Origin of the sequence: Prosthecobacter sp. (assembly GCF_049294395.1) — a bacterium.
Classification (GTDB): Bacteria; Verrucomicrobiota; Verrucomicrobiia; order Verrucomicrobiales; family Verrucomicrobiaceae; genus Prosthecobacter.
Genome location: NZ_JBAQCR010000402.1, coordinates 46,926 through 61,637, shown reverse-complemented (window position 1 = coordinate 61,637; position 14,712 = coordinate 46,926). Strand labels below are relative to the sequence as shown.

The following is a 14,712-nucleotide window of genomic DNA, read 5'->3' as shown; positions in this document are numbered from 1 at the left end:
TGGGATGCATGAACAAGAAGGCGGAGGAGAAAAACCGGCCGGTGGTGTGCATGTAATAATCCACGTTGGCCTGCAGGAAGCCTTTTTCCATGGTATCGGCAGCCATGTACCAGTCATCGGCGGAAGGGTAGGCGTAAGCACTGAGGAGGAGGAAGGGCAGAATGCCGACGGCGGCGGCAAGCCAGGGCAGAGAAACCTGCCAGATGGCGGCGAGACGACGAGAGTCAGAGAGGGATGGCATTTGTTGGAAGAATCAGTTTTGACTGAAATCAGGGGCGGGCCGGGGTAGTTGAGAGGAGGCGGCGGACGTAGCTGCCGAGTCCTCGGGACAGGACGATAAAGGCGCGGTCAACGGTCTCATGCAGGACTTTGGCACCTAGGAGGGTGACCAAAAGAAGGGATGTCAGAGCCAGGACAGTGGCGGCGGAATATCCTGTGTGAGGCTGGCAGGCGACAAAGACTGACGCGCTTATGGAGCCTAGGATGAGAAAGTGCAGGCCATACATGGAGTATGATACTTTGCCGAGAAATTGTACGGGACGGCGAGTCAGCAGCCACTGGGCGGAAGGGGCGTGCAGCACGAGCAAAAACAACGCTATGGCGGCGAGCATGGACCATCCGCCCCCAAGCCAGTCCAACGGCGGGGCGAACCAATACGAGCCAGGGGTCATCGAATAGGAGACAGCATATTTGGGATACGAACCGCAGATGATAACAATTACCATGAGGAGCACGGAAAGCCAGGTGGGCAGGCGGATGGAGGTTCCGCGCATGAAGCTCCAGGAACGCACCTCAGCAATGATGAGGCCGATGATGAAACATTGGTAAAAATTTCCGGCAAACCAGTAGGCGGCTCCAAGCATGAGCCCCCAGCGGATGAGGCGGAGCTGTCCGAAGAGAAGGATGCCATAGATGAGAAAGGAGCCGAGCAACTCGCGCTTGATGCTCCACATGGGCTGGTTGTAAGCGGAGGCAATCGTAAAGGGCTGGGTGAGCAACTGCTCCGCAAGGGCAAGGGGAGCGGGGGCGGGCGGCGCCCAAAAAGATTCAAACCAAACGGAGCCGCTTAGCTGGGCTGCGGCGTGGTTTTGAAAGACATCCAAGGTCCGGAGCACCCAGGCGATGAGGGTGGTGGCAAGCACGATGCCGATGAGGCGGACGGGGCGTTTGATGATGGCGGCAACGATGTCGCGCCAAGGTGAGCCTCTGGCCAGGAGGGGGGCGGCCAGAACGTAGCCACTGAGTAGAAAGAACAAGCAGACCGCAAAGTGGCCGGCGACGAGGAGTCCCAGCGGCGGATAAAGCAACATGACCCCCCATGTGGTGTGCCGGAGGGAGCCAGAGCCAAAGATGGAGTAGGGATAAAATGCCGCAAAAAAATGGGTGATCACTACAATCAATGCTGCCAAGCCTCGCAGCCCATCAAGGTGCTCTATGCGGTGGGCGGGATCGGTAGTTGAGGGGTGTGTCACGTAGCGAGGAGGGGGGGGGCCGAGGGAACGGCAACGCCGCTCACATCTGGGGTAGTTTTAATTTGAGGAAGGCGGCCCAGCAAAAGCGGAGCATGACGAGGCCGTTTTTGAAGCGGCGCGTCATTTTGGTGTCGCCATAGATACGTTCCTGATAGTGAACGGGGAGGTCAACGATACGAAGATTTAGTTTTGCGGCGCCGAAGAGGAGTTCGTAGTCGCCCCAGCGGTCTTCTGCGCCCCAGGTGTCGATCATGCGGCGGATTTTTTCCCAGTCGGTGCGCCAGAGGACCTTGGTGCCGCAAAGGGTGTCGCGCACTGGGGAGCCGAGGAGGTAGGAGAAGAGGGAGGCGAAGCCTTTGTTACCGAGCATGTTGGCGAATTTCATGGCTTGGCCCTGCATGGGATAGACCATGCGGGAGCCGTTGATGAACTCGCCTTTGCCGGAGGCGATGGCCTTGACGAAGCGGGGGAGTTCCTCGGGCATGACGGTGAGGTCGGCATCGAGGATCATGAGGATGTCGCCGGTGGCAGCGGCGAAGCCGGTCCAAACGTTGCGCGATTTCGAGATGGCTGGACCATTCACGAGGCGGATATTTTTGTCCGGGAACTCGGCCTGCATGAGGCGGACTTCATCAGCGGTGCCGTCGGTGGATTTGTCGTCGCAGAAGATGATCTCGGTCTCGCGGCCGAGCTGGGGCATGCGCTCGACGGCGCTGCGGACATTGCCTTTTTCGTCTTTGCAAGGGATGATGACGGAGACCTTGAAGTCTGAGTCGGGGCGTGGCTGGGGAGCGGGACGTGCGACGATGAAGTTGCAGAGGTTCAGGTGGTCGATGCCGGGCATCCAGGCGATGAATTTATTGAGAAGGGGGGCGAGGAGCGGGATGCCGAAGGGCATGAGGACGCGGCGGGAGACGCGGAGCATTTCGAGTCCAGAGAGATGGAGGAGACCTTCGTAGTCGCGCAGGGAAAGCCAGTTTGGCTCGACCTTGGGTGTCTTGAGATTGAATTTCTCAGAGAGGGCGACCAGGGGCTCCCAGAGGTGATTGTAAGTGAATATGATGATGCGGGTGTGTGGCAGGCAGACGGCGCGGACGCGGTCGAACAAGGCCTGGATGTCCACGGTGTCTGTGGTGTCCTGAATGAGGACAGTGTCGAAGGGGCCGGGTGGCAACTCCAGCTCCGGGTTCATGACGTGGAACTGGGCCTGGGGATGTTTTTGCCGCGCGAGCTCAACCATCTTCGGGCTAATGTCCACGGCGGTGACAGCGGAGGCCTGGAGGTGATCCAGCAGCTTGCCGGTCTGGCAGCGAATGAAGAGGAGGCGGCCGGCATCGCCGACGAGAGTCTTTAATTCACTGCCGACGAGTTGGTAGAAGTGCTGGTTGCGGCTGATGTGGTAATCGCGTTCGGCAGCGTGAGCTTCTGCGCTTTCGAGGATCCGTTTGCGCATGCCTTCAATGGCGGCCATACCCCAGAGGACAGGGATTTCGGAAGTTTGGGGGGGGGATGGATCAGACATGGGAAGGCGTGCGGTAAGTGGGTACAAGAGCAATTAGGCTGCCTGCGTGCGGGCAAGCCAGGACTGGTAGATTTCCTGGAAGGTAGTCTGGAGGTCTTTGGTGATGTCCCAGCCGGGATAGTGGGCCTTCATTTTGTCGAGATTGGATATGTAGCAGATGTGGTCGCCCTGGCGGTTTTGGTCGACGTATTCGTGCTGCATGGGCTTGCCGGAGATGGAGGCGATGAGGTCGAAGGCTTCAAGGATGGAGATGGAATTGGCACGACCGCCGCCGATGTTATAAACTTCGCCCTGGCGTGGGGCGGCGATGAAGTGCTCCATGAAAGCGACGACGTCATGGCTGTGGATATTGTCGCGGACCTGCTTGCCTTTGTAGCCGAAGACGCGGTAGGTTTTGCCTTCGAGATTGCAGCGGATGAGGTAGCTCAGGAAGCCGTGGAGCTCTACGCCGCTGTGATTGGGGCCGGTGAGGCAGCCGCCGCGGAGTGCGCAGGTGGGCATGCCGAAATAGCGGCCGTATTCCTGGACCATGACGTCTGCGGCAACTTTGGAGGCACCGAAGAGGGAGTGCTTGCACTGATCGATGCGGTAGGTTTCGCGGATGCCGTCATGGTAGGTGCTATCGGCGTAGTCCCAGCGTTTTTCGAGCTCGACGAGGGCGATCTCATTGGGAGCGTCGCCATACACCTTGTTGGTGCTCATGTGGACGAAGGGGGACTCCGGGCAGGCAAGGCGTGCGGCTTCAAGGAAGTTGAGGGTGCCGACGGCGTTGACGTCGAAGTCGTCAAAGGGACGGCTGGCGGCGAGGTCGTGGCTGGGTTGTGCTGCGGTGTGGACGATGGCGTCCGGGCGGAGTTCCTTGAGGAGTTTCTGCACGCCTGCGCGGTCACGGATGTCGAGCTCGTGATGGTGGAAGGAGGGGAACTGGTCTTTGAGGCGCTGGGTGTTCCAGCGGGTATCGCCGCCAGGGCCGAAGAAATCGGCGCGCATGTTGTTGTCAACGCCGTGGACGGTCCAGCCGGACTCGGAGAAATGGGTGACGACTTCGGAGCCGATCAGGCCGGAGGAACCGGTGACGAGGAGACTTTTCATGGTGGGTGGGGTGGGAATAGGGAGTGTGGGAGTGGGATCAGACGGGGGTGGATTTGACGTGGGCCCAGAGGGTACCGCTGACTTTGAAGTCGGTGCCGAAGGACTCCTCGACAGCGCGCTTCACGCCGGGCCAAAAGCGGGAGTAGTCGTGGCCGACGATGATGGGCACGCCGGCCTGCCGGGCCCAGTTTATGTCTGCCAGGACATGTTCGTAGATGTGGCTGGCATCGATGAAAATCATGGCTGGCGCGGGGCCTTTGTACGTGGCGAAGTACTCGGTGCTCAGCCCCTCAAACAGGGTGGTATGGCATTTCTGCGTCAAGTAGTAGAGGCAGCGGCGGGTGAAGTCGCGATGCGCGAGCGGCAGCATGCCAACCGGGTTCCAGCTGAAGTTATCGATAGTGATGAGTTCTTTTTGCGGATCTTTCCACGTTGCGATCATCTGGGTGGTGAAGCCAAAGAGCGTGCCGACTTCAATCAGGGGGCCGTTGAAGTCATGGGCGCGACGGACGAGTTCCTCCAGAAACAGCAGTTCTTCGGGCTGCACGGCACCGTCAAAGCCCGGCTGCAAACGGCGGCAAAAGGTGAGGAAGGTGGAGAGCTCCTTGCGATTGAGGATTGCCTCATTGCCACGCTTGAGTACGCCGAGGCATTTTTGAATGAGTTTTTTCATTGGCTGTCGGGTCTTAGTCAAAAATGGATGTCACCAAGGGGCGCAGGAAGCGCGCTCCCTGGGTGCTGATGTGGCTGCTGTCGGTGTAGAGTGTTCTGCCATTGGCAGCGACCCGGCACAAGCCTTGGGGATTGAGGAAGATGCCGGCGGGATCAAGCAGGGTGTAATGCTGCGGTGCCAGGCTCTGCAAGACGTCATGCTGCTGGACGGAATCGGCGCGATGTGTGGTCAGTGGGAGGCCGATCAGGTTCACATCGCCATGGTAAAACATGACCTCGGCAGCGAGACGACGGGGAACGTCGAATGGCTGGCTGGGCACATCCTCCATGACCCAGACGCTGGCACCGGCGTTTTTCAGTGCGGTGACGGTGTCGAGAAGGGACTGCCGGATCTTGCTGCCGTTGTCTCCCTCGAAGTAATAGTTCCATGAGGCGGTGAGGACCACCTTGGGGATTTTTTTGGAACGGACGAAGTCCAAAACCGCAGCGCCGAACATCGGGGTCTTGTCCTTCAGGCTGTAAGGGCCAGTGGGCAGGTAGCTGAGGAGCGGCGGGGTCTGATAATGTACTGCCGCGAATCCTTGGACGCCTTTGTCTTTGCACAGTTCATCTATGACCGGCAGAAGGGCCATGGCGTGGCTGTCTCCCCAGACCAGAACACCCGGAGGGCGCTGTTCCTTACCGCCCAGAGTGACAAAGTCTCCGCGCTGCGCCTGCTCCAGACTGACCTCCTTGCGGAAGATGCTGTCCGACCTGCCTGCGGCGTAGATTTGCGCTGCTGCCGGAATACGCGCGGGCACGCCATGCAGGAGGTGCAGAGCGCAGCCGAGCACAATCATGAGGCCCGAGCAGGCGGCGGCAAAGGCATAGATGGAGCGGCGACTGCCGAAGACGACGCGTTTACGAAACGGCTGTTCAACCCATTTCCAGGACAGCGCCGCGAGGATGCCTGTGGCAGTCAGCAGCAAGATGCGGTGCCAGACGGTGAGCGGCACGGAGGCCCAGTATTTGGAGAAAACCAGCAAGGGCCAGTGCCACAGGTACAGCGAGTAAGACACCAGGCCAATGCCCACCAGCCATGGCAATGCCAGCAGGCGGCCAGCCATGGATCGCGTGCCACAGGCGATGACCAGCGCACTGCCAAGGCAAGGGAGCAGCGCGGCTTCTCCAGGGAAGCGCGTGCGGTTGTTGAACGCAAAGACGGCGTACAAGATCATGCCCAGTCCGACCAGGCCCAACAGCTCGGGCAGCCAGCGGCGAGACGGTGAAAAGGTAAAGGGTGACATGGCGAGCAAGGCCCCGATCAGGAGTTCCCAGGCGCGGGACGGCAGCAGGTAGAAGCCAGCCTCGGGACGGGTGCGGCACCAATAAATGCCAATCACGAGCGAGGTCACAAGCAGGAGAAGAACTAGGGAGCGCATCAAAGCTGGGAAAAACTTCCGCAGCGCCATGAGCACGAGGGGGAAAATCAGATAGAACTGCTCCTCCACCGCAAGAGACCAGGTATGCAGTAGGGGCTTCAAGTCCGCACTCTGTTCAAAGTAGCCTGACTCGCGCCAGAAAAACACATTCGAAAGCAGCAGCGCCTGGGCGACGGCGGACTGGCCAAGTTCTTTGAAGTCCTCCGCCAGCAGCAGCAGCCAGCCAGCGGCCAGGGTCACAAGCAGCATTACCACCAGCGGTGGCATGATGCGACGGATGCGCCGATCCCAAAAGGCGCGCAGGCTAAACTTGCCCTGCGCCATGTCCTGCAAAATCAGGCCGGTGATAAGGTAGCCTGAGATCACAAAGAATACATCCACGCCGACATAGCCTCCCTGCACGCCGAGTCCGGCATGGAACAGTAGAACCGCAAGCACGGCGAGTGCGCGCAGGCCGTCAATTTCAGCCCGGTAGTTCATGGACGGCGTCAGTCCCATGGATCAGGAAAACCACGCAGGGTTCGATGTCTGGCACGCAGACTGCGGAAGAGCCGCATCAGCACGCGGCGGCCCAAGCCCTGGCTGGAGACGGGAAGTCGTGGCAGGAGGAGACCGCAGATGGATGGTAGCAGGAGCGAGGGAGCCCCCAATGCCAGCCGCCGTGCTTCACGGAACAGGTCTTGAGATTCAGCATTGACCGCGCCGAGCATCATACCGAGCCAGACGAGATAATACCCGCGTGTGAACCGGCGGCGGGAGGCGGAGGCTCCGGGGTAGCCACGGTGCTTACGCAGGCAGTGGTTGAAGCGGCGCATCATCATCTGCTGCTTGGCCTCGGGCACCTGGCCCGGGGTGGTGTAACAAAGCGTCGCTTCACGCACATGGACAAACTTCAGTCCGGCGGCGGCGGCACGCAGTGACATGTCCCAGTCCTCCGCGTGCTGAATCAGCGGGTCTTCGTCAAAGAGGCCCGTCTTCTCAAAAAAGCCGCCGCGCACGAGCGTAGCCGAGGGGAGGACAAAGTTGTAGTAAAACAGGCATTCAGGAGTGTTCTGCTCCTCATACGGTGTGGGACCGAAGCTGCTGCGACCGGAGGGCGGTGCCTCAGGGCTGGCCCGGATGTCGCCACGGGCATAGGCAATGTCTGCGCCGGAGGACTCCAGTGCGGCCTGCAGCTTTGCCAGATGTCCTGGATACCAGACGTCGTCCGAGTCCAGCAGGGCAATCTGCTCCCCACGGGCTGCGCGGAGGGCTGCATTGCGTGCCGCAGACACGCCGCGGTTGGTAAGCTGTGGCAGGTAAACAACGGACACCCCTTCCCTGGCGGGAAGCTGCTGCATGGCTGAGGCGGTGTCGTCAGTGGAGCAGTCGTCTGCCACGAGAAATTCGAGGGGACGATGCTGCTGCTGCACCACGGAGTCATAGGATCTGCGGATCAATCCCGCACGATTGAAGGTTGGAACAATGACACTGAGCAATCCCATGACTTAACAAGTGCCTTGGTTGCAAAATCGCACAAAGGAAGCGGGCGGCAACTCGCTTGATTCAACAGACATCATCAGCATTTTTGATACAAGCCGGTACACCAAGCGAGCCGGTTGTTCTGATAAATTTTTTCATACATGTCAACCAACGCATAACCATGTTCCCGCAGGAGGGCGTCCACCTCACCGAAGGTAGGCTGGCCGACGTACATGGGGACGAAGTTGATCTCCAGCATCACCAGGGAGATGCGGCCTGCGGAGAGCTGCTGGCGTGCGCCCTGAAGGACCTGAAGATCAAATCCCTGGGTGTCAATTTTCAGTAGATCGAGCTGGGGCAGAGCGTGCTCTGTAACATAGCTGTCCACCGTCCACACGGGGACAGTGGTGCTGGAACTGACCACCTTGTCCTTGAACGGGTTTTGCGCGCTGGACTCCATGGGGAGGAAGGAGCTGAGTTCATTATTCTCACACTCATTGAAGGTGAGGCTGCCATTCTCCGCGCCCAGTGCGGCGGCATTGATCACGACCTTCGCGCCACCCGCATGCGCCGGGGAGAGCACCTTTTCCACCAGGGACTTGTTAGGCTCAAACGCATGGATCACAGGCTTGTCAAAAATGCGCTGAAACATGGCCAGGGTCTGCCCCTTGTTGGCTCCGACATCGAACATAAGCGGGCCGGCCTGCGGCAGCAGGACGCGCAGATCCTGTTCCAGATTCAAATGCGAGATGCGGTCTTTACGATAGGACTGCAGCACCTGGTTGGATCGCCCCAGCGCCATGCTGATGAGACAGCGCAGCACGAACCAAGGACTGGAAATGTGTGTGGCATGGGAGGTGAGTTTCATCAGATGAAGGACGAGGGATTCAGCCAGTTGCAGAGGCGAAAGTTTTCAGATTTTCTGGTACAGGCCGTTGCACCATCCAAGGCGGTTCTCAACCCAGATTTTTTCGTACAAGTCCACCAATGCGTAACCGCGCTTGTTCAAGAAGGCATCCAACTCGAAAAACGCCGGCTGTCCAACATAGAGAGGAATGAAATTTATCTCCAACATGATGAAGTTCACCTTGCCGGCGGTGAGCAGCGCATCCGCACCGAGCAGCACCTGCAGGTCATAGCCTTGGGTGTCGATCTTCAGCAGATCAATCGCTCCAAGTAAATGCTTTTGCGCATACTGATCGAGTGTCCAGACCGGCACTTCCGAACTGCTGACCACTGCCTCTCCCGCATAAGGATTGCGCTGGCCATTATCCAAGGGCAGGAAGGAGCACATCTGATCCTGCTCGAAATGGTTGAGCTTCAGTACGCCTTCTTTAGCACCAAGTCCGGCGGCGTTCAGGACGATGTTTTTGTCCTGCCCAAAGGCCGTGGCGAGCCGGGTCTCCACAAGGGTCTTGTTGGGTTCGAAGGCGTGAATCACTGGCTGGTCAAACACGCGTTTGAACATTGAGATGGTTTGCCCTGCATTGGCTCCGACATCTATAAGCAGCGGATCTTTCTTAGTTATAAGCAGCGGAAGATCCTGCTCAAGATCCACATGAGATATCCGGTCCTTGCGGTAGGACTGGAGTACCTGGTTGGAGCGCCCCAACACTTGACTGATGAGGCAGCGGAGTACAAACCAGGGGCTGGGTTTCCGGATGGCATTAGGACTGAGTTTCATGTGACAGAGGCGGGGGAACAGCAGGGGCTAAGATGGGAGCAATCAGCTATCTGCGATCATCTATCTGAATCCAAGATGCAGGAATCACATCGGAGGTGTCGCAGTTGCGGAAGTTGAGCCAGCGCTGGTGAGGCGGGCTGAGGACGATTTTGTCCGGATCAGGATTCAGCCAGGCGGCCCACCAACTGAATGAGCTGGGACCGATGATGTGATGACGGCACTGGCTCATGAGACTGAGATTTTCCTCCCAGTGCCAGTCTTCCAAATCCTGGCCCACGCTGTTGTGAGTAACGTATTGAATGTCGGGTGCCTCAGGCAGGTGCTGCCGTGTCCAGTCCCAGTCATCGGAAAAAACAAAGAACTTCGGAGCATCCAGCCGGGAGCGAAACCACTCGACGGCACGCAGGCAGTATCCCGACTCGCTGGCATTAAAGTCCTTGGCAACCGCCTTGTCGCCACGGCGCACATGAAGGGAGACGGACAGGGTCTGTTTCATCTGTTCCGCGACTTTGGCGTCCTCCCCCGTGAACGGCGCACGCAACTGGAAATCTGCCCGCACCTGAGGGGCGATGTCGGTAAAATATTTTTCCGACTGCCAGTACCCCATGAGCAGCAGGTCACCCGAGAGATTTTGCAGCTCGGGGTCATAGTGGAACTGGCGCTCGGAGACCGTCCTGCCGACCTGCAAGGGCGGCTGGGGCTGGCCAGGCTTGTGATTGTAAAAGCGATAGTCGCAGGAAGACTTGAAGCCAAAACGCTCGAACCGGTAAAGCAGACTCTTGGCCCGTGGAGCAGACAGGCTGCGGCGAGCCAGACGGGTTAGAAACTCCCCAGGATTGTACCGGATCACATGGTGCCAGGGGACACGGGGAGCCTGAACGCGGAACTTGTCCAGGCGGTATTTTCTGGCAGGCTGCATCTGCAAACCAAGAAAATAAAGATCTGCCAGGACGATACCATCCCCCTTGGCCGCTAGTTTGCGTGCTGCAGCATATTGAAACATTTGGTTTCCCAATCCACCTGCTATTTGAACTAGTATCATACGTAAACAATCTGAAGGCTGTCACTGGCGAGCGGGGGAGTTTTTTGAGTTGAATTTGAGCAATGGATCAAGCGGGATAAAACTTTATTTAGCAGCGACCCATCTAGGAGTAAATTTAAACCTATGCCAGTCTTTACATGGATAATATTTGCCACACCTCACGTCCGAGACGGGCGGATCACACGGCCTTCAAAGGTCGTCGATCTGAACCCATGAATCCGGAAATATGTCAACGGTGTCACAGTTGAGAAAATTGAACCAGCGCTGATGTGGCGGACAGACCACCAGCTTGTCGGGACTTGGATTAAGCCAGGCCGCCCACCAACTGAAGGAACTGAGAGCAATGATGTGATGCCGACACTGGCTCATAAGGCGGAGATCTTCATGGTCCTGATCCTGACCGTTGTGGTTCACATATACGACGTCAGGCGCCGCAGGCAGATGCTGCTTGACCCAGTCCCAGTCATCGGTGAAGACAAAGAACACCGGGCTGGAAAGGCGTTCACGAAACCATGCCATGGCGCGCTGGTGATACTCCGGAGTGGAACCGTTGAAGTCTTTTGCCACCGCCTTGTCGCCCCTCCGGACATGCAGGGAGACGGACTGCTGCGCGCGCATGAGATTGCCAACCGCCAAGTTTTGTCCTGTCTGCGGGGTCTTCACCTGAAGCTCGACATGGAGCTGTGGCGCGATGTCTGCAAAGTACTTTTCCGTCTGCCAGTAACCCATCAGCAGCAGGTCTCCGGACAAATACAGCACCTCTGGATCAAAGTGGAACTGCCGCTCAGAGACCACCTTGCCGATTTGCAGCATGGGCTTTGGCCGCCCGGGGACACACGCATCAAAGCGATAGGCACAGGGGGACTTGAAGCCCCGACGGGCAGCCAGCGACAAAAGTCTGCACCCGAGGTTTTCCGGCAGATAACGGCGCACCAACCGGTCCAGGAACTCCCTCTTGCTGTAACGCCAGACAGAGTACCAAGGGAGGGGCATGACACGCGCATGGAAGAGGTCGAGGCGGAATTGTCGCGGAGGCTGCACCTGCACGTCGAGCTGATAAAGATCCGCATGCAGGATGCCATCCCCCTGCAGGGCCAGTCTGCGCGCCATGGCGTACTGGAACATCTGGTTGCCCAACCCGCCGGATATTTGAAACAAAGTCATCGTTTACAACCAGAGGCGTGACAGAAGAGGAACTTCAAGACACGATGAAACTGCGATGCCGGGAGGGGTTTTTGGTCGCAAAAATATTGGCATACTCGAACTTCTCGGACTGGTTGAGGGGCTGCAGCGTGCCATTTTCCATATCAATCACGAAGGTGGTGTAGCCGAGGGAGCGCAGGGCATTGTAAAGCGCCTCACAAGAAGAAGCGCTGGCGAGCAGGGCCTTGTCACAAAACTCGATGATCAGTTCGGGGGCGTCCGGGCTGGCGAATATGGCGCCGCCGCCGGCCAGCACCTGGCATTCCCAGCCTTCGGTGTCGATCTTGACAAGCTGGATTGGGCGCCCTGCGAGATGCTGCGCAACCAGATTGTCAAAGCTCATGACTGGAACTTTGGTCGGGGTGTATTCACCTTCCCAGATGGGCGGGCTGAAGCTGTTAAAGGTGTCGTTGGTATTGGTGCCCTGAAACAATTCCAGCTCCCCGCTTTCTTTCGATATGCCGACCTGGCAGATTTTCACATTCCGCAGCTTGTTGAGGACGATCTGGGATTGGAGAATTTTGCAGGTGGGCAGGGATGGTTCCACCGCGAGCACGAGCCCCTGAGGACCGACGCGTTTCCCGGCGATCACCGCGAAGAGGCCGATATTGGCCCCGACGTCCACAAACACATCGCCGGGTTTCAGCAGGCGAGCAAGGAGCATGCGCTCGCCAAGTTCGAATTTTCCACGGACGATGGGGCGGCAGAGAAAGGAATCTTTGTGCAAACGGAGGATGGCGCCGGCACCGACGGGCCAGACGATCTCCGTGATTTCGCCGCGCTCGAGGCGATGCCATTCACGATAACGGATTTTTTCAACCAGGGGAAAGAGAAAGTCGGGCAGCTTGCCGGACAGGACTTTTTGGAGTCCGCGAACGACCTTGAATTTGGAGTAAGCCATAAGGGTGTCAGGGGGCAGGTGTTTAGAGCATCGCAGCCGAAAAGTTCATGTTTAAGATGCCGATGTGTTCTGCGGGATAGTTGGTAATCTCCATCCCGGCCTCGGAGGTGAGCTTGAAGTCGCCCAGATTTTCGTGATTCACCCAAGCGGAAAGAGTCCGGAGATAGAGTCCGACGACGTAGTCCCCCGGCATCAGCGGCACAGGCCCGGTGTTGAACTGCAAACGATGGCGACCGGCGGCGAAGCTGCGCGGGAGGCCGAGCTTGTTGCGTCCATCCATGATGCCGATCCTGACGCCGACATGATTGTAAATGACCGGGGCAAAGTCGGTGATGGTGGTCGCGCCAGGGAGCTCCATGTCAAACGTAAGCGTGGTGCACTGGCCGGTGGGGAAGATGGCAGGCGCGATCTCGAGGCCGAGAATGCGGGTGCCGTCCTCCAGCTCCACCGGGAAGGAGGGCTGGGCAGTGCGGCAGTCATGGAGGTAGTTGTTGATCTCCTGCTCGAGGTTGCGGCTTTTTACACCGGCCTGGCCATTGGACATGCACAAGATGGAGGTGCAGAGGGACTGCATGGCACCCATGTTATGGCTGACAAAAATGACGGTCTTGCCGAGTTTGGACACCTTGTCCATGCGGGAGAGGCAGCGCTTCTGGAATTCGGCATCGCCCACGGCGAGCACTTCATCGACAATGAGAATCTCGGGTTCCAGATAGGCGGCGACGGCGAAGGCGAGGCGCACATACATGCCGCTGGAGTAGCGCTTTACCGGGGTGTCGAGGTAGGCGGAACAGCCGGAAAAATCCACGATTTCATCCAGCTTGGAGAGGATCTCCTGCTTACGCATGCCGAGGATGGCGCCGTTGAGAAAGATATTTTCCCGGCCGGAGAGCTCTGGATGAAAGCCTGTGCCGACCTCCAGGAGGGAGGCGATGCGCCCTTTGACCTTGATGGAGCCTGAAGAGGGAGCGGTGACGCGTGAAAGCAGCTTGAGAAGGGTGCTCTTCCCTGCGCCATTGCGGCCGATGATGCCGAGAACCTCTCCTTGCTGGACTTCAAAGTTGACGTCTTTCAAAGCCCAGACGTAGTCGTCCTTGGGGGATTTTTTTTCTTTGCGGGTACGGTCGTTGACGGTGGCAACCTTGGCGTAGGGGTCCTCCTTGCCACGGATGCGATGCCACCAGCGATTGATGTCATGCTGGATGGTGCCGGTGCCGACCTCACCGAGACGGTAGAGCTTGGAGACGTCTTCGACGTGAATGACAGGAGTGCTCATCAAACGGTGTCCATGAAGGATTTTTCAACCTTGTTAAATACAATGATGCCGAGGAAGAGGAGAACCCCGGTGACCAAGGCGGAGTAGCTGAGGAGCAGCCAGGAGAAGGTCCCGGCGCCGAGATACAGCGCGCGAAAGGCTTCGACGATGCCGGTCATGGGATTGAGCTCGATCCAAAAGCGATATTTGTCCGGCACGATGGAGAGCGGATAAACGACGGGGGTGGCATACATGGCAAGTTGGACACCAAAGGTGACTAGGAAGCCGAGATCCCGGTACTTTGTGGTGAGGGAGGAGATGATGATTCCGGAACCAAGACCGAGGCCGCCCAACATCAAGATGAGCACCGGGGTGCCGAAAAATATGCCGGCGTAGTCGGGCCGGATGTCCCTGCCCTGCCAGATGAACCAAGCGAGGGCGATGCCGAGCAAGGCGAACTGGATGACAAACTGAATGAGGGTGGAAATGACCACGGACAATGGCGTGATGAGCCGTGGGAAATAGACTTTACCAAAGAGGCTGGCATTATCTTTGAAGGTGGTGGAGGTCTTGGTCAGGCAGGTGGCAAAGTAGTTCCACGGGGTGGTGCCAGCGAGGTAGAAGAGGAGCGGCGGGAGGCCGTCTGTGGAGAGCTTGGCAACGCCACTGAAGATGATAGTGAAGGTGGCGGTGGTGAGCAGGGGCTGGATGAAAAACCAGATGGGGCCCAGGATGGTCTGCTTGTAAACGGCGACGAAGTCCCGCCACACAAACATGCGCAGGAGGTCGCGGTATTGCCAGAGATCCTGTAGGTGAAGATTAAACCAGCCGGAACGGGCACGGATGACCATATCCCATTCTTCTTCTGCTGCTGTGGCCAGGTCCGGTGCGGTCTGTGACATGTTGTTATTCAAAAAGATGTAACGGCGCGGCGTGCGGCCTCCGCAGGCACGCTGCCGCCCTCGGTTGTGAAAACCGGTGGCGTGG

The 14,712-nt window shown here is 58.2% G+C and carries 13 protein-coding genes and 1 pseudogene; all 14 read right to left on the bottom strand.

The features are described 5' to 3' along the window. Nucleotides 1–241 (bottom strand): annotated as a pseudogene (locus WAW39_RS27835) (hypothetical protein); the annotation flags it as partial. A gap of 28 nt (nucleotides 242–269) precedes the next feature. Continuing rightward, the gene (locus WAW39_RS27830) at nucleotides 270–1,472 is read right to left on the bottom strand and encodes an acyltransferase family protein (protein WP_422322599.1); all 1,203 of its coding nucleotides are present in this window, start codon (nucleotides 1,470–1,472) and stop codon (nucleotides 270–272) included. Nucleotides 1,473–1,512: 40 nt separating this feature from the next. Beyond that, nucleotides 1,513–2,994 (bottom strand): glycosyltransferase, encoded by a 1,482-nt coding sequence (locus WAW39_RS27825; RefSeq protein ID WP_422322597.1) that lies wholly within the window; start codon nucleotides 2,992–2,994, stop codon nucleotides 1,513–1,515. Between the two features lie 33 nt (nucleotides 2,995–3,027). Continuing rightward, complete coding sequence (locus tag WAW39_RS27820; protein ID WP_422322595.1) at nucleotides 3,028–4,086, bottom strand: NAD-dependent epimerase/dehydratase family protein; 1,059 nt, start codon at nucleotides 4,084–4,086, stop codon at nucleotides 3,028–3,030. Between the two features lie 37 nt (nucleotides 4,087–4,123). Next, complete coding sequence (locus tag WAW39_RS27815; protein WP_422322593.1) at nucleotides 4,124–4,759, bottom strand: class I SAM-dependent methyltransferase; 636 nt, start codon at nucleotides 4,757–4,759, stop codon at nucleotides 4,124–4,126. A 13-nt stretch (nucleotides 4,760–4,772) separates the two neighbouring features. After that, nucleotides 4,773–6,677: an acyltransferase family protein gene (locus WAW39_RS27810; protein ID WP_422322591.1), complete on the bottom strand. Its 1,905-nt coding sequence runs from the start codon at nucleotides 6,675–6,677 to the stop codon at nucleotides 4,773–4,775. After that, nucleotides 6,668–7,663, bottom strand: a complete 996-nt coding sequence (locus tag WAW39_RS27805; RefSeq protein WP_422322589.1) for a glycosyltransferase family 2 protein — start codon at nucleotides 7,661–7,663, stop codon at nucleotides 6,668–6,670. Before WAW39_RS27805 ends, WAW39_RS27810 begins: the two co-directional genes overlap by 10 nt. Before the next feature lie 74 nt (nucleotides 7,664–7,737). Next, nucleotides 7,738–8,508: an FkbM family methyltransferase gene (locus tag WAW39_RS27800; RefSeq protein WP_422322587.1), complete on the bottom strand. Its 771-nt coding sequence runs from the start codon at nucleotides 8,506–8,508 to the stop codon at nucleotides 7,738–7,740. 45 nt (nucleotides 8,509–8,553) lie between these two features. Then, nucleotides 8,554–9,324 (bottom strand): FkbM family methyltransferase, encoded by a 771-nt coding sequence (locus WAW39_RS27795; protein WP_422322585.1) that lies wholly within the window; start codon nucleotides 9,322–9,324, stop codon nucleotides 8,554–8,556. Between the two features lie 46 nt (nucleotides 9,325–9,370). Further along, a complete protein-coding gene (locus WAW39_RS27790) occupies nucleotides 9,371–10,327 on the bottom strand; it encodes an alpha-1,2-fucosyltransferase (RefSeq protein ID WP_422322583.1) in 957 nt (318 codons plus the stop codon). 228 nt (nucleotides 10,328–10,555) lie between these two features. Further along, nucleotides 10,556–11,476 carry an alpha-1,2-fucosyltransferase gene (locus tag WAW39_RS27785; RefSeq protein WP_422322581.1) on the bottom strand — a complete coding sequence of 307 codons (921 nt, stop codon included), beginning with the start codon at nucleotides 11,474–11,476 and terminating at the stop codon, nucleotides 10,556–10,558. 88 nt (nucleotides 11,477–11,564) lie between these two features. Then, the gene (locus WAW39_RS27780) at nucleotides 11,565–12,470 is read right to left on the bottom strand and encodes an FkbM family methyltransferase (protein WP_422322579.1); all 906 of its coding nucleotides are present in this window, start codon (nucleotides 12,468–12,470) and stop codon (nucleotides 11,565–11,567) included. 22 nt (nucleotides 12,471–12,492) lie between these two features. Beyond that, a complete protein-coding gene (locus WAW39_RS27775; protein WP_422322577.1) occupies nucleotides 12,493–13,746 on the bottom strand; it encodes an ABC transporter ATP-binding protein in 1,254 nt (417 codons plus the stop codon). After that, a complete protein-coding gene (locus WAW39_RS27770) occupies nucleotides 13,746–14,627 on the bottom strand; it encodes an ABC transporter permease (protein WP_422322574.1) in 882 nt (293 codons plus the stop codon). The genes WAW39_RS27775 and WAW39_RS27770 overlap by 1 nt, the downstream gene beginning before the upstream one ends. Nucleotides 14,628–14,712 lie beyond the last annotated feature (85 nt).